The sequence below is a fragment of the Gibbsiella quercinecans genome (assembly GCF_002291425.1).
Classification (GTDB): domain Bacteria; phylum Pseudomonadota; class Gammaproteobacteria; order Enterobacterales; family Enterobacteriaceae; genus Gibbsiella; species Gibbsiella quercinecans.
Genome location: NZ_CP014136.1, coordinates 3,922,993 through 3,938,856 on the forward strand (window position 1 = coordinate 3,922,993; position 15,864 = coordinate 3,938,856).

General features: G+C 58.6%; 13 protein-coding genes. 12 read left to right on the plus strand and 1 reads right to left on the minus strand.

Annotated elements, in window-relative coordinates; all coding sequences use genetic code 11:
- Positions 1-32: 32 nt before the first annotated feature.
- From pbpC to ACN28Q_RS18105, 11 genes are all read left to right on the plus strand, one after another.
- Positions 33-2,357, plus strand: a complete 2,325-nt coding sequence (pbpC, locus tag ACN28Q_RS18055) for a peptidoglycan glycosyltransferase PbpC (RefSeq protein ID WP_095849083.1) — start codon at positions 33-35, stop codon at positions 2,355-2,357.
- Positions 2,358-2,623: 266 nt separating this feature from the next.
- A complete protein-coding gene (gene ndk, locus ACN28Q_RS18060) occupies positions 2,624-3,049 on the plus strand; it encodes a nucleoside-diphosphate kinase (RefSeq protein WP_095847608.1) in 426 nt (141 codons plus the stop codon).
- Positions 3,050-3,319: 270 nt separating this feature from the next.
- The gene (rlmN, locus tag ACN28Q_RS18065) at positions 3,320-4,516 is read left to right on the plus strand and encodes a dual-specificity RNA methyltransferase RlmN (protein ID WP_095847609.1); all 1,197 of its coding nucleotides are present in this window, start codon (positions 3,320-3,322) and stop codon (positions 4,514-4,516) included.
- Positions 4,517-4,602: 86 nt separating this feature from the next.
- A complete protein-coding gene (gene pilW, locus ACN28Q_RS18070) occupies positions 4,603-5,352 on the plus strand; it encodes a type IV pilus biogenesis/stability protein PilW (protein WP_095847610.1) in 750 nt (249 codons plus the stop codon).
- Positions 5,342-6,295 (plus strand): cytoskeleton protein RodZ, encoded by a 954-nt coding sequence (gene rodZ / locus ACN28Q_RS18075; protein WP_095847611.1) that lies wholly within the window; start codon positions 5,342-5,344, stop codon positions 6,293-6,295. Before pilW ends, rodZ begins: the two co-directional genes overlap by 11 nt.
- A gap of 46 nt (positions 6,296-6,341) precedes the next feature.
- Positions 6,342-7,466: a flavodoxin-dependent (E)-4-hydroxy-3-methylbut-2-enyl-diphosphate synthase gene (gene ispG, locus ACN28Q_RS18080; protein WP_095847612.1), complete on the plus strand. Its 1,125-nt coding sequence runs from the start codon at positions 6,342-6,344 to the stop codon at positions 7,464-7,466.
- Positions 7,467-7,642: 176 nt separating this feature from the next.
- The gene (hisS, locus tag ACN28Q_RS18085; protein ID WP_095847613.1) at positions 7,643-8,917 is read left to right on the plus strand and encodes a histidine--tRNA ligase; all 1,275 of its coding nucleotides are present in this window, start codon (positions 7,643-7,645) and stop codon (positions 8,915-8,917) included.
- Between the two features lie 13 nt (positions 8,918-8,930).
- Positions 8,931-9,551, plus strand: coding sequence for a YfgM family protein (locus tag ACN28Q_RS18090; protein WP_095847614.1), 621 nt, complete (start codon positions 8,931-8,933; stop codon positions 9,549-9,551).
- A gap of 11 nt (positions 9,552-9,562) precedes the next feature.
- Positions 9,563-10,744 carry an outer membrane protein assembly factor BamB gene (gene bamB, locus ACN28Q_RS18095; protein WP_095847615.1) on the plus strand — a complete coding sequence of 394 codons (1,182 nt, stop codon included), beginning with the start codon at positions 9,563-9,565 and terminating at the stop codon, positions 10,742-10,744.
- A gap of 134 nt (positions 10,745-10,878) precedes the next feature.
- Entirely contained in the window at positions 10,879-12,369 is a 1,491-nt protein-coding gene (gene der / locus ACN28Q_RS18100; protein WP_095847616.1) for a ribosome biogenesis GTPase Der, read from the plus strand.
- A gap of 62 nt (positions 12,370-12,431) precedes the next feature.
- The gene (locus tag ACN28Q_RS18105; protein ID WP_095847617.1) at positions 12,432-12,653 is read left to right on the plus strand and encodes a zinc ribbon domain-containing protein; all 222 of its coding nucleotides are present in this window, start codon (positions 12,432-12,434) and stop codon (positions 12,651-12,653) included.
- A 104-nt stretch (positions 12,654-12,757) separates the two neighbouring features.
- On the opposite strand, the gene xseA is transcribed toward ACN28Q_RS18105, so the two are convergent.
- On the minus strand, positions 12,758-14,134 hold the full coding sequence (gene xseA / locus ACN28Q_RS18110) for an exodeoxyribonuclease VII large subunit (RefSeq protein ID WP_095847618.1): 1,377 nt from the start codon (positions 14,132-14,134) through the stop codon (positions 12,758-12,760).
- A gap of 169 nt (positions 14,135-14,303) precedes the next feature.
- On the opposite strand from xseA, the gene guaB reads away from it, so the two are divergent.
- Positions 14,304-15,767: an IMP dehydrogenase gene (guaB, locus tag ACN28Q_RS18115; protein WP_145957820.1), complete on the plus strand. Its 1,464-nt coding sequence runs from the start codon at positions 14,304-14,306 to the stop codon at positions 15,765-15,767.
- The last annotated feature ends 97 nt before the right edge of the window (positions 15,768-15,864 follow it).

A 15,864-nucleotide genomic window follows, 5' to 3' on the forward strand; every position in this document is an offset into this window, starting at 1 on the left:
CGATGCTGCGCGCAGCGGGGCGTGAGGGTGCCATGAGCCGCCTGATACGCCACCTGCGCCGCCGTTGGCCGCGGTGGCTGTTAGCCGTTTGCCTGCTACCGTTGTTGCTGTGGTGGGCGGATCGGCAGTGGCCGCTGCCGCTGGCGGAAGCGCAGATGGCGCGCGTCGTGACCGCAGAAGACGGCACCCCATTGTGGCGTTATGCCGACAGCGACGGGGTATGGCGTTATCCGGTTACCCTGGCGGACGTTTCCCCCTATTATCTGCAAGCGTTGCTGACCTATGAGGATCGCTGGTTTTATCGCCACCCCGGGGTGAACCCGTTATCGCTGTTACGGGCCGCCTGGCAGGATTTACTGGGCGGGCAGGTTATCTCTGGCGGCAGCACCCTCTCCATGCAGGTGGCGCGGCTCATCGATCCGCACCCCCGTACCCTTGGCGGCAAGCTGCGCCAGGTTTGGCGCACGGCGCAGTTGGAATGGCACCTCTCGAAGGCGCAGATTTTGGAGATCTACCTGAACCGTGCGCCTTTCGGCGGCACGCTGCAGGGCGTGGGCGCGGCCAGTTGGACCTACCTGGGCAAGCCGCCGTCTGCGCTGACGCCAGGAGAGGCGGCCCTGCTGGCGGTATTACCACAGGCGCCAAGCCGCTTGCGGCCGGATCGTTACCCGCTGCGGGCGCAGGCGGCGCGTGACAAAGTGCTGGCGCGGCTGGCCTATTACCACGTTTGGTCGCAACGACAGGTGGCGGAAATCCGCCAGGAAGCCGTGTGGCTGGCACCACGCCAGGTGCCGCAGTTGGCGCCGCTGCTGGCACGCCGGATGCTGCAAAGCCAAAACCAGCAGGTGATAGCCACCACGTTGGATGCCACCTTGCAGCAGCGGCTGGAGGACTTGGCGCGCGTGTGGAAAAGCCAACTGCCGGAGAAAACCTCGGCCGGGGTGTTGGTGGTCGATCACACCAGCATGAAAGTGCGGGCTTATCTGGGATCGCTTGATTTCAACGATGACAGCCGCTTCGGCCATGTGGATATGGTGGCCGCCTGGCGCTCGCCCGGTTCAACGCTAAAACCGTTGCTGTATGGCCTGGCGCTGGATGACGGCCTGATCCACGCAGAGTCCTTGTTGCAGGACGTGCCCCGGCGTTTCGGCGACTATCGGCCCGGCAATTTTGATACCGGGTTCCATGGCCCGGTCAGCGCCAGCGAAGCGCTGGCCCGTTCCCTTAATTTGCCAGCGGTGCAGCTACTGGAGGCCTACGGGCCGAAGCGTTTCGCCGCTAACTTGCGCAATGCGGGCATTGAGTTGCGCCTGCCGCCGCATGCCGAGCCTAATCTGGCGGTGATCCTCGGCGGCGCAGGTGCGCGGCTGGATCAACTGGTGGCCGGCTTTAGCGCGCTGGCGCGCCAGGGGAAGGCCGCGCCGCTGCGCTTTACCCCAAACCAGGCGTTGCGCGATCGCCCGTTGTTGTCGCCGGGTGCGGCCTGGATCGTGCGCCGTATTTTGGCCGGGCAGGCCCGGCCGCTGCCGGATGATGCTTTATCCAACCGCGTGCCGTTGGCGTGGAAAACCGGCACCAGCTATGGCTACCGCGATGCCTGGGCGCTGGGCGTGAATGCCCGATACACCATTGGCATTTGGGTCGGGCGGCCGGACGGCACCCCGGTTGCCGGTCAATTCGGCTTTGCCACGGCGGTGCCGATGTTGCATCAGGTCAATAACCTATTGTTGGCCTCATTGCGCCAGAGTGGGCAGGGGATCCCGTTGGATCCGCGGCCGGCCAGCGTGAGCCGCGCGGTGATCTGCTGGCCGGGTGGGCAGCCGTTGCCGGCCGGCGACAGCAACTGCCGCCAGCGCCGGCTAGGCTGGGTGCTGGATGGCACCATGCCGCCTACGTTGCCCGCGCCGGGGCAGGAAAGCGCACAGGGTAGCCAGCCGCTGGTTTGGCTGAATGCCAACGGCGAGCGGGTTGCGGCGGATTGCCCAGGCGCCATGCCGCGCCGGGTGATGCTATGGCCATTGCCGCTTGAGCCCTGGCTGCCGCCGCAGGAGCGCCGGGCGCAGCGGTTGCCGCCGATAAGCAGCCAGTGCCCGCCGTTGCAGCAGCAGGCAGTGGCGCCGCTACTGTTGCTTGGGGTGAACGACGGCGCGATTCTGCGCCGTTTGCCGGGCCAGCATGCGGTAGCGCTGCGGGTGTCGGCGCAGGGCGGCAGTGGGCAACGCTGGTGGTTCCTGAACGGCCAACTGGTGGGCGAAGGCGATAACCTGTTGCAAACGTTGGTGCAGCCGGGCCGTTTTCAACTCAGCGTGTTGGATGAAGGTGGGCAGGTGGCGCTGAAAGCGTTCCGACTGGAATAACCGGCGGCGCACGCCCATTTATGGCGATTTGGGTATAGAATGGGATTTACGCGCTGATTATGAGGAATAACGCTAACATTTTTTTAATGGAATGTTGATTTTCCCGTAGGCAAGCGTTAATGACACACATATAATCTGCGCCACTTGGAAGGCTGGCCCAGTTATGCCCCAAATAAGTCAAGCTGCAGGAAGGGCAATACGCCTGCTCTGGCCGATAAGGGGGATATTTGCGCCCGACCTGTTTTGGAAGTTAGACAGAGGCCATTATGACCGTAGAACGTACCTTTTCCATCGTAAAACCAAACGCCGTTGCTAATAACGATATCGGCGCTATCTATGCACGTTTTGAGCGCGCGGGCTTTAAAATCATCGCCGCCAAAATGCTCAAACTGACCCGTGAGCAGGCTGAAGGCTTCTATGCCGAGCACAAAGGCCGCCCATTCTTCGATGGCCTGGTTGAATTCATGACCTCTGGCCCGATCATGGTGCAGGTGCTGGAAGCGGAAAACGCTATCCAACGTAACCGCGACATCATGGGCGCGACTAACCCGGCAAACGCACTGGCCGGCACCCTGCGTGCTGACTACGCGGACAGCTTCACCGCCAATGCCGTACACGGTTCAGACTCCCCAGAGTCTGCGGCGCGTGAAATCGCTTACTTCTTTGACGAAAGCGAAATCTGCCCGCGCTGATAGCCTGTTTATCTGTGCTGCAGGGCGCTGTTTATCGGATGAAACAATAAAAATGCCCCGATAGCCTTTCAGACATGGAAACGCGCTACTAAAATTTGTACAATGCCGCGCCCCGGATAAGACGTCTTGTCCGGGGCCTGCTTTTCTACTCCCGGTTGCAGCGTCGCTTGGGCAAACCTGGGGCGTGCCGCGGTGTAAACGCAGGCTAAATTGCAAACTTATTCTCTTCTTTTCGCGCCATAACGTGTAATAACGAGGCCATAGATCATCATGTTAGAACCCATCGCATCTGAGCATATCGTGTCTGAAAACAATTCGCTGACAAATCAAACCGTTAAAACGGAAAAACCGGCTGCGGCCAAAATTAACCTGCTGGATTTAAACCGTCAGCAAATGCGCGAGTTTTTCGCTGAAATGGGCGAAAAACCTTTCCGCGCCGATCAGGTCATGAAATGGATCTATCATTACTGCTGCGATGATTTCGAGCAGATGACCGATATCAACAAAGTTTTGCGGCAAAGACTGCAGAGCATCGCCGAGATCCGCGCGCCTGAAGTGGCCGAAGAGCAACGCTCTGCCGACGGCACCATCAAATGGGCGATCAAAGTCGGCGATCAACAGGTTGAAACCGTCTATATCCCCGAAGCGGATCGTGCGACGCTGTGCGTCTCTTCCCAGGTAGGCTGTGCGCTGGAATGCCGTTTTTGCTCCACGGCGCAGCAGGGTTTTAACCGCAACCTGCGGGTTTCTGAGATTATCGGCCAGGTGTGGCGCGCGGCGAAAATCATTGGCGCCCAGAGGGTAACCGGCCAGCGCCCGATCACCAACGTGGTGATGATGGGAATGGGCGAGCCGCTGCTCAACCTGACGAACGTGGTGCCGGCGATGGAAATCATGCTTGATGATTTCGGCTTTGGCCTGTCTAAACGCCGCGTAACGCTGTCGACTTCCGGTGTGGTGCCGGCGTTGGACAAGCTCGGCGATATGATCGATGTCGCGCTGGCGATTTCGCTGCATGCGCCAAATGATACGATCCGCGATGAGATCGTGCCGATCAACCGAAAATACAATATCGACACCTTCCTCTCCGCGGTGCGCCGCTATCTGGCGAAATCCAATGCCAACCAAGGGCGTGTGACGGTGGAGTATGTGATGCTGGATCACGTTAACGACAGCACCGACGACGCGCACCAATTGGCGGAGGTCTTGAAAGATACGCCGTGCAAGATCAACCTGATCCCATGGAACCCGTTCCCGGGCGCACCGTATGGCCGCAGCTCCAACAGCCGCGTGGACCGCTTCTCCAAGGTATTGATGGAATACGGCTTTACGACTATTGTTCGTAAAACCCGTGGTGACGATATCGATGCCGCCTGTGGGCAATTGGCCGGTGAAGTGATCGACCGCACCAAACGCACGCTGAAAAAGAAAATGGCCGGGGAACCTATCAACGTCCGGGCGGTCTGAACGGTGTAGTGTGATTTTATGTTATCTAACAGTCTGTTATGTGAACAATGCGTCCATAGCTAAATCAGATAAGGAATGAGCACGGCATGAAGCTGAGACTGTGGGGTGTGGTGTTAGCGGCTGGCCTGTTGGCCGGTTGTTCAAGTTCGGGGCCAGAAAGCGCGAGCCAGCAAAACGGCTCGGCGGAAACGCGTTTGCAACTGGGCCTGGCCTATTTGAACCAGGGGGATCTGGCTGCGGCCAAGCCCAACCTGGAAAAGGCGCTAAACGCGGCCCCACAGGATTACCGTACCCAGTTGGGTATGGCGCTTTATTATCAGCGGGTGCAGGATAACGCCGCCGCCCAGCAGCGTTACCAGCAGGCGCGCAAACTTGCACCAAACAACGGCGCCGTGCTGAATAATTACGGTGCGTTTCTTTGCAGTTTAGGGCAGTATGTAGCGGCACAGCAGCAGTTTAGCGCCGCAGCGCTGGCTACAGATTACGGCCAGGTGGCTGACAGCCAGGAAAATGCAGGTTATTGTTTCTTAAAGGCTGGGCAGTTTGACGAAGCGCGCACGCTATTAACCCGCGCGTTGAAGGCCGATCCTGACAAAGGTGCGCCGTTGCTGGCGGAAGCCGAAAAACAATTTGGAGAAGGGAAGCGCGCGCAGTCGCAACTTTTATTGAATGTTTATCAGCATGTTCTGCCGGCCAGCGCCAGCAGCTTATGGTTACAGATTCGTTTCGCCGCGTTAGCCGGCCGCCAGGACAGCGTTCAACGCTATGGCAGGCAGCTTGCGCGAAGTTTTCCACAATCCAAACAGTACCAGCAGTTCTTAGCTAATGAATACTGAAGCTTCCCAAGATAAAGCCGTATCGATGACGACAGGCGAGCGCCTGCGTCAAGCCCGTGAGCAACTCGGGATGAGCCAACAGGTGGTTGCAGAACGCCTGTGCCTAAAAATGTCCACCGTTCGTGATATTGAAGAAGACAATATTTCCGCCGATCTTGCCTCAACCTTTGTGCGTGGCTACATCCGTTCCTATGCCAAGCTGGTGCACGTGCCGGAAGAAGAACTGTTGCCGATGTTGGCCAAGCAGGCGCCGCTTAAAGCAGCAAAAGTGGCGCCCATGCAGAGTTTTTCTTTGGGCAAGCGCCGCAAAAAACGCGATGGCTGGTTGATGAGTTTCACCTGGCTGATTGGGTTTGTCGTGGTGGGGTTGACCGGCGCCTGGTGGTGGCAAAACCATAAGGCGCAGCAGGACGAAATCGCCACGATGGCGGTGCAATCCTCGGCGCAGCTTTCACAGGGGGAAGGGCAGTCGGTTCCGTTGAACGATGACAATGCGGATACCAGCACGCCGGCTGCCGATAACGGCAGCAGCAATGTGCAACCGTCTGCGCCGGACAACGGCGCAGCGCAAGCACCGGCGGCACCGGCTCAACAGCCAGCTGTGGTTGCCCCCAGCCAGGCAACGATCCCTGCGCCTGCCGCCCCCGCAGCCCCAGAACTGGCAGCACCCGTTGCCGAGAGCGGCGCCGCTGCCGATCTGAACGCATTGGTGATGGATTTCAGTGCCGATTGCTGGCTGCAGGTGAGTGACGCCAGTGGTAAAACGCTGTTCAGCGGCATCCAGAAAAGCGGTGGCAAACTGAGCCTGAATGGCACCGCGCCCTATAAGCTGACCATTGGCGCCCCGGCGGCAGTACAAATTCAGTATCAAGGTAAACCGGTGGATCTGAGCCGGTTTATTAAGTCAAACCGTGTTGCCCGCCTGACCGTAGCCGCGCAATAAGTGCGCGGTTGCTTTTGCTTGTCAGAGCGGCAATGGAGAGTAAGTAATGCATAACCAAGCACCCATTAACCGCCGCAAATCAACACGTATTTACGTCGGCAAGGTGCCTATCGGCGATGGCGCCCCCATCGCCGTACAATCAATGACCAACACCCGCACTACCGACGTTGAAGCGACGGTAAACCAGATCAAGGCGCTTGAGCGTGTGGGTGTTGATATTGTCCGCGTTTCCGTGCCCACCATGGATGCCGCCGAGGCGTTCAAACTGATCAAACAGCAGGTCGACGTGCCGCTGGTTGCCGATATCCACTTTGATTACCGTATTGCTCTGCAGGTTGCCGAGTATGGGGTTGATTGCCTGCGCATCAACCCGGGTAATATCGGTAACGAATCCCGTATCCGTTCGGTGGTGGATTGCGCGCGTGACAAAAATATTCCTATCCGTATCGGCGTTAACGGTGGTTCGCTGGAAAAGGATCTGCAGGAAAAATACGGTGAGCCAACGCCGGAAGCCTTGCTGGAATCGGCAATGCGCCATGTGGATATCCTGGATCGGCTGAACTTCGATCAGTTCAAGGTCAGCGTTAAGGCTTCGGACGTGTTCCTGGCGGTGCAATCCTATCGCCTGCTGGCCGCGCGGATCGATCAACCGTTGCACCTCGGTATTACCGAAGCCGGCGGCGCGCGCAGCGGCGCGGTCAAATCGGCGATTGGCTTGGGGCTGTTGTTGTCGGAAGGCATCGGTGACACACTGCGTATCTCGCTGGCGGCGAACCCGGTAGAAGAAGTGAAAGTGGGGTTTGATATCCTCAAGTCACTGCGTATTCGGGCGCGCGGCATCAACTTCATTGCCTGCCCAACCTGTTCGCGCCAGGAGTTTGACGTGATCGGCACGGTCAACGCGCTGGAGCAGCGCCTGGAAGACATTATCACGCCAATGGATATCTCCATCATTGGCTGCGTGGTCAACGGGCCGGGCGAAGCGCTGGTTTCCACCATGGGGGTGACCGGCGGCCATAAAAAAAGCGGCTTCTACGAAGACGGTGTGCGGCAGAAAGAGCGTTTTGATAACGAAGCGATGATCGATCAGTTGGAAGCGAAAATCCGCGCCAAGGCTTCGATGCTGGATGAGAAAAACCGCATTATCACCGTCAATCTGATGGAAAAATAAGCACGAATTACCGATCGGCGGGCGTTAGCGCCCGCTTGTTTGATAGGCCCGAGGGGCCAGGCAGGGTTCGCTAATCGCCATCACGCTTCGGTTCAGGCCGGGGCGATGATTGAACACCGGCCGGCAAAGTCCCTATAATCGGGTTCATTTTTATCTAAAACGGACAGAGAATTCACGTGGCAAAGAATATTCAAGCCATCCGCGGCATGAACGATTACCTGCCGGCAGACACGGCATTATGGCAGCGTATTGAAGGCACCCTGAAACAGGTGCTTGGCAGCTATGGTTACAGCGAAATACGGTTGCCGATTGTAGAGCAGACCCCTTTGTTTAAACGCGCCATCGGTGAAGTGACCGACGTCGTCGAAAAAGAGATGTACACCTTCGACGATCGCAACGGCGAAAGCCTGACGCTGCGCCCTGAAGGGACGGCGGGCTGCGTACGCGCCGGCATTGAACATGGTCTGCTGTACAATCAGGAACAACGTCTGTGGTATATCGGCCCGATGTTCCGCTACGAGCGCCCGCAGAAAGGCCGCTACCGCCAGTTCCATCAGTTGGGTGCCGAAGTCTTCGGCTTGCAGGGCCCGGATGTCGACGCCGAGCTGATCCTGCTCACTGCGCGCTGGTGGAAGGCGCTTGGCATTGCCGAACACGTAAGCCTGGAGCTGAACTCCATCGGTTCGCTGGAGGCGCGCGCCCATTACCGTGATGCGTTGGTGGCCTTCCTGGAACAGCACATTGACGTGCTGGACGAAGACTGCAAACGCCGCATGTACAGCAACCCGTTGCGGGTGCTGGATTCCAAGAACCCGGATGTGCAGGCGCTGCTGAACGGTGCGCCGCGCCTGTCGGAATACCTGGATGAAGAATCCCGTGAGCATTTTAACGGCCTGTGTGAACTTTTATCGCAAGCCGGTATCCCATATACCATTAATGAGCGCCTGGTGCGCGGCCTGGACTACTACAACCGCACGGTCTTCGAGTGGGTGACGTCCAGCCTGGGGGCTCAGGGCACGGTATGCGCCGGCGGCCGTTACGACGGCCTGGTGGAACAACTGGGCGGGCGCGCAACCCCGGCGGTGGGTTTTGCCATGGGGCTGGAGCGCCTGGTGTTGCTGGTGCAGGCCGTTAATCCGGACTTCAAAGCGCCGGCTACCGTGGATGTGTATGTGATTTCTTCCGGCGCAGGCACGCAGAGTGCGGCGATGGCGCTGGCGGAAACCGTGCGTGATGCGGCTCCGCAGTTGAAAGTGATGACGAACTACGGCGGCGGCAATTTCAAGAAACAGATGAGCCGCGCAGACAAATGGGGCGCTCGTGCCGCCCTGATCTTGGGCGAGAACGAAGTGGCAGCCCAGCAGGTAGTGGTAAAAGACCTGCGCAGCGGTGAACAAGAAACGCTGGCGCAAAGCGAAGTCGCAGCGCGCCTGGCTTCGATGTTAGGTTGAGGAGAAGGACACCGTGGAAGTCTATACCACAGAAAACGAACAACTCGACACCGTGCGCCGCTTCTTTGCCGAAAACGGCAAGGCGCTGGCGGTGGGTGTGGTACTCGGTATTGGTGCCCTGGTCGGCTGGCGCTACTGGCAGAACCACCAAAGCACCGGCATGATGGAAGCGTCGCAGTCCTACCAGCAGGTGAGTGAATCACTGGCCGGCGGGAAGGCGGAAGGCGTTGCCGCGGCGGAGAAATTCATCCAGGCTAACGGCAACAGCTATGGTGTGCTTGCCGCGCTGGAGCTGGCGAAGCACTTCGTTGGGCAAAATGATTTTGCCAAGGCGGAGCAGCAACTGCTGTTGGCGCTGGGGCAGGCGAAAGAGCCCAACCTGCAGGCAATGATTAGTCTGCGTCTGGCCAGTGTGCAACTGCAGGAAAAGAAATTGGATGACGCATTGAAAACGCTTGATGGCGTTAAAGGCGAAGGCTGGGTTGCGATGCAGCAAGATGTGCGCGGTGATATTTTGCTGGCGAAAAATGATGCCAAAGGGGCGCGTGAAGCCTATCAAAAGGGCGTTAGCTCCAACGCCTCTCCGGCGCTGCAGGTTCTGCTGCGCATGAAATTGAATAATTTGGCCAGCTAAGGGGAATTCCCATGCAATTGCGTAAAACACTCTTGGTTGGGCTAATGTCCGTTGCCTTGCTGAGTGGCTGCTCGCTGTTCAACAGCGAAGAAGACGTGGTGACGATGTCGCCGTTGCCGAAGGTTGAGAATCAGTTCACGCCGAGCAAGGTATGGAGCACGTCGGTCGGTGACGGGATTGGCGAATACTATTCGCACCTGCGCCCTGCGTTCCAGGACAACACGATTTATGCTGCCGATCGCCATGGCATCGTGAAAGCGATCGATGCGGACAGCGGCAATGAAAAATGGAAAGTCGATCTTTCCGAAAAAACCGGCTTCTTCTCCAGCAACCGGCCTGCGCTGCTCTCTGGCGGCCTGACCGCCGCTGGCGCCCACGTTTACGTCGGCAGTGAGAAAGCGGTGGTATATGCCCTGAATACTGGCGACGGTACCGTAGCCTGGCAGACCAAAGTGGCCGGCGAAGCGATTTCCCGCCCGGTGGTCAGCGACGGCATGGTGCTGATCCACACCAGCAACGGCCAGTTGCAGGCGCTGAACGAAGCGGACGGCGCGGTGAAGTGGACGGTGAACCTGGATATGCCTTCACTCTCGCTGCGCGGTGAATCTGCGCCGGCAACGGCGTTCGGTGCGGCGATTGTCGGCGGCGATAACGGCCGCGTCAGCGCAGTGCTGATGCAGCAGGGCCAGCTGATTTGGCAGCAGCGCATTTCCCAGCCGAGCGGCGCGACCGAAATCGATCGCCTGAACGACGTAGACACCACTCCGGTGATTGTTGACGGCGTGGTCTATGCATTGGGTTACAATGGTAACCTGAGCGCGTTGGATCTGCGTTCCGGCCAGATCATGTGGAAACGTGAGCTGGGTTCGGTGAATGACTTCATCGTTGATGCCGGCCGTATTTACCTGGTCGATCAAAACGACCGCGTGGTGGCGTTGAGCACCGATGGCGGCGTGACCGTGTGGACGCAGAGCGAACTGCTGCACCGTAATTTAACCCCGCCGGTGATGTATAATAGCTACCTGGTGGTTGGCGATGCCGAAGGCTACCTGCACTGGATCAACACCACGGATGGCCGTTTTGTCGCCCAGCAGCAAGTGGACAGCTCCGGCTTCCTGTCGGCTCCGGCCGTGGCCAGCGATAAGCTGATTATCCAGGCCAAAGGCGGTAAAGTTTACGCCTTCACCCGCTAACCGCGCACGCCCGCTGGTTGGTTTTGCAACGGCTCCTGAAGCATCAGGGGCCGTTTCGTATTTTTATAGCTGCGTTGCCGATATGAATCCGCTGCGTGGTAACGTATTGATTATTAAGTAATGAGGCTTCAACAATGATACCTGTCGTCGCGCTGGTCGGGCGCCCGAATGTGGGTAAATCCACTTTGTTTAACCGTTTAACACGCACGCGCGATGCGCTGGTGGCGGATTTCCCCGGGCTAACGCGAGATCGCAAGTATGGTCGTGCTGAAGTTGAGGGTAATGAATTTATCATTATCGATACCGGCGGTATTGATGGCACCGAAGACGGCGTTGAAACCCGCATGGCGGGCCAATCGCTGATGGCCATCGAAGAGGCCGATATCGTGTTGTTTATGGTTGATGCCCGCGCTGGGCTGATGCCGGCCGATAAGGCGATTGCCAAACACCTGCGCAGCCGCCAGAAGGCGACTTTCCTGGTGGCCAACAAGACGGACGGTATCGATCCGGACATGGCCGCCGCTGATTTTTATTCGCTCGGTCTGGGGGATGTGCATGCTATCGCCGCATCCCACGGCCGCGGCGTAACGCAGCTTATCGAGCATGTGCTGGTGCCGTTCCTTCCTGCGAAGGAAGAAGAAGTTGAACTGACCGAAGAGGAAGCCAATGCGGCTTACTGGGCGGAGCAGAGCGGCGAACTGGCCGAAGATGAAGCAGGCGAAACGCCGGAAGATGACTTCAATCCGCAGGATTTGCCAATAAAGCTGGCTATCGTTGGGCGCCCGAACGTCGGTAAGTCTACACTTACCAACCGCATTCTGGGCGAAGAGCGTGTGGTGGTCTATGACATGCCAGGCACCACGCGCGACAGCATTTACATCCCGATGGTGCGCGACGAACGTGAATACGTGCTGATCGACACCGCTGGGGTGCGCAAGCGTGGCAAAGTCACCGAAACCGTGGAAAAATTCTCGGTGATCAAAACGCTGCAGGCGATTGAAGACGCTAACGTGGTGCTGCTGGTGATCGACGCGCGTGAAGGGATTTCCGATCAGGACCTGTCGCTGTTGGGCTTTATCCTCAATAGTGGGCGCTCACTGGTGATTGCCGTCAACAAATGGGACGGCATGAGCGAAGAAGACCGCGAACACGTCAAGGAAATGCTGGATCTGCGCCTGGGCTTCGTTGACTTCGCACGCGTGCACTTCATTTCCGCCCTGCACGGCAGCGGTGTTGGTAACCTGTTCGAATCCGTACAGGAAGCCTACGAGTGCGCCACCCGCCGTGTGAACACCTCCATGCTGACCAAAATCATGAACATGGCGGCTGAAGATCACCAGCCGCCGCTGGTGCGTGGCCGCCGCGTGAAGCTGAAATACGCGCATGCCGGGGGCTATAACCCGCCGATTGTGGTGATCCACGGCAACCAGGTAACCGATCTGGCCGATTCCTACAAGCGCTATCTGATGAACTACTTCCGTCGTTCATTGAACGTGATGGGCACCCCCATCCGCATCCAGTTCAAAGAAGGGGAAAACCCGTTTGCCGGCAAGCGCAACACGCTGACGCCAAATCAACTGCGCAAACGTAAACGCCTGATGAGCCACCTGAAGAAAAGCAAATAATCATGCGTCGCCGCCCGCCCAGTGGCTTAAGCTGCGGGTGGGCGTGAGAGGCGGGAGGGAAGATGGAAGCGCTTTGCCCACAGTGTGGCCAGCCGATGCGCTGGGTGAATGGTCACTATCATTGCGAGGGCTGCAACAGCAGCTACCAGCAGTTTGCCCACTGCCCGGACTGCGGCCAGCCGTTACAAGCGCTGAAGGCCTGCGGCGCGGTGGACTATCTGTGCCAGAACGGCCATGGGTTGATCTCGAAAAAGCGGGTGCTGTTCAGCTATCAACCGCTGTAAGTATTCACTCCCCGCGTTTTTGCTGCGGCTGAAACGCCGCCTTGCATCGCGCCACGCCGCCGGGCGCCATACCCGGACTCCCTGATTAACACTCTAGCCTCGGGCTACTTTTCCGCGCGTTTCTTGCGGGGCTTTTTCGCCACCGTGATGGTTTTCACTTCGCTTTCAACCCAGCCATCCTGCAGGCGCGTGGTCAGCAGTTCGCCAACCTGGGCTTGTTGGGTGGTTTTCAGTAAGGTGCCGGCCGGCGTTTGCGTCACGCTGTAGCCGCGCGCCAGCGTGGCCAACGGGCTGACGGCCTCTAGCTGGCTGCAGGCTACGCCAAAACGCTGCCGGTAGCCGTTTAGCTGGCGCTCAAGCGCTTGCTGCAGGCGATATTCCTGTTGCTGCAGGCGCTGCTGGCCGCGATGGATACGCCCCAGCGGCTGCGCCTGGGCCAGCCGATGTTGGGCTCGCTCGTTGCGGCGGCCGGCGCCGCGCAGTTGCAACTGCATACCATCTTCCAACCGGCGCTGCAGTTTGAGCAGCAGCGTTTGCTGGCGTGCCAGCCGCAGGTGTGGGTGCTGTTGCTGCAAGCGATGGTTGATACGGGTAAAGTGCTGTTGGCGCTGCACCAGATAGTAGTCCATCGCCATTTCCAGCCTCTGCTGCTGCGATTGCAACTGGCGCACCAGCTCAAGCTGGTTGCGGCTGACCAGTTCGGCGGCGGCGGAAGGGGTTGGCGCCCGCAGATCGCCGACAAAATCGGCGATGGTGACGTCTGTTTCATGGCCGACGGCGCTGACGATCGGGATCTGGCTGGCAAAGATAGCGCGCGCCACCCGCTCATCGTTAAAGCTCCACAGATCCTCCAGCGAACCGCCGCCGCGCCCAACGATTAGGACATCGCATTCCGCACGGCGGTTGGCGGTGGCTATCGCATTAACGATTTGCATCGGCGCTTCTGCGCCCTGCACCGCAGTGGGGTAGATGATGACCGGCAGCGAAGGATCGCGCCGTTGCAATACTTGCAGGATATCGTGCAGTGCCGCGCCGCTGGCGGAGGTGATCACCCCCACGCATTTCGCCGGGCTGGGCAGCGGTTGCTTCGCCTGCTGGGCGAATAGCCCTTCCGCGGCCAGCTTTTGCTTGAGCTGTTCAAATTGCTGTTGCAACAGGCCGTCGCCGGCCGGCTGCATGCTCTCGGCAATCAGCTGATAGTCGCCGCGCGGTTCATACAAGGTGATATTGGCGCGCACCAGCACCTGTTGGCCGTTTTGCGGGCGGAAGGTGGTGCGGCGGTTGCTGTTGCGAAACATCGCGCAGCGCACCTGGGCGCGGTCGTCTTTCAGCGTGAAATACCAGTGGCCGGAGGCCGGCTGGGTAAAGTTGGAGATCTCGGCGGAAAGCCAAATCTGCCCCATCTCCATTTCCAACAGTTGACGAACCGTCTGGTTCAGGCGGCTTACGGTAAAAATGGGCGGTGAGGTAGGTAGCGACATGTGACCCAGATCAAATTCCAAAACAACGACTTAATTGGTCGATACTACATGGCTGAAACAGGTAATCAAGAGTTTTTGTAAGAAAGTGCTGGAGGCAAGCGATTACGCTCTGTATAATGCCGCGGCAATATTTTATCTTTTCTGCATCCACCTTGGTGAGATATTGCCCATGCTACGTATCGCTAAAGAAGCTCTAACGTTTGATGACGTTCTCTTGGTTCCAGCCCATTCTACCGTTCTGCCTAACACCGCAGAATTGGGCACGCAACTGACCAAAAACATCCGCCTGAATATTCCAATGCTGTCTGCAGCAATGGACACCGTAACCGAATCCGCCCTGGCTATTGCGTTGGCGCAGGAAGGCGGTTTGGGCTTCATCCACAAAAATATGTCCATTGAGCGCCAGGCTGAAGAAGTCATGCGCGTGAAAAAACACGAAAGCGGCGTGGTCACCGATCCACAAACCGTTACCCCGAACACCACCCTGCAGGAAGTCAAAGAGTTGACCGCGCGTAACGGCTTTGCCGGCTACCCGGTGGTCACCGATGATAACGAACTGGTGGGGATTATTACCGGCCGTGACGTGCGCTTCGTGACCGATCTCTCCAAGCCTGTTAGCGCGGTGATGACGCCGAAAGAGCGCCTGGTTACCGTGAAAGACGCTGAAGCACGCGAAGTTGTGCTGCACAAAATGCACGAAAAACGCGTTGAGAAAGCGCTGGTGGTGGACGATAGCTTCCACCTGCTGGGCATGATCACCGTGAAAGATTTCCAGAAAGCCGAACGCAAGCCTAACGCCTGTAAAGACGACCAGGGCCGCCTGCGCGTTGGCGCTGCCGTTGGCGCCGGCGCTGGCAATGAAGAGCGTATTGACGCGCTGGTTGCCGCTGGTGTGGACGTGCTGCTGATCGACTCCTCTCACGGCCACTCCGAAGGCGTGCTGCAGCGCATTCGTGAAACCCGCGCCAAATATCCGAATCTGGAAATCGTCGGCGGCAACGTTGCCACCGCCGCAGGCGCCAAAGCGCTGGCGGATGCTGGTGTGAGCGCAGTGAAAGTGGGTATCGGCCCTGGCTCTATCTGTACTACCCGCATCGTAACCGGCGTTGGCGTACCGCAGATTACCGCTATCGCCGACGCCGTTGACGCGCTGGAAGGCACCGGTATCCCGGTTATCGCCGACGGCGGTATCCGTTTCTCCGGTGATATCGCCAAGGCCATCGCCGCTGGCGCATCCTGTGTGATGGTAGGCTCCATGCTGGCCGGTACTGAAGAATCCCCGGGCGAAATCGAACTGTACCAGGGCCGCTCTTTCAAATCTTACCGTGGCATGGGCTCACTGGGCGCGATGTCCAAAGGCTCTTCCGACCGTTATTTCCAAACTGATAACGCGGCGGACAAACTGGTGCCGGAAGGGATCGAAGGCCGTGTGGCTTACAAAGGCATGCTGAAAGCCATTGTGCACCAGCAGATGGGCGGTTTGCGCTCCTGCATGGGCCTGACCGGCTGCGCGACCATTGATGAATTGCGCACCAAGGCCGAGTTTGTGCGCATCAGCGGTGCCGGTATCCAGGAAAGCCATGTGCACGATGTGACCATCACCAAAGAGTCACCAAACTACCGTATGGGTTGATGCTGGTCGGGGGCCTGTGCATTAGGCCGCCGTCCGTTGCTCGTGTGCACATTGGCTTGATGCCAGGGGTGCATGCAGGGCTTCGGGCGGCACCCCA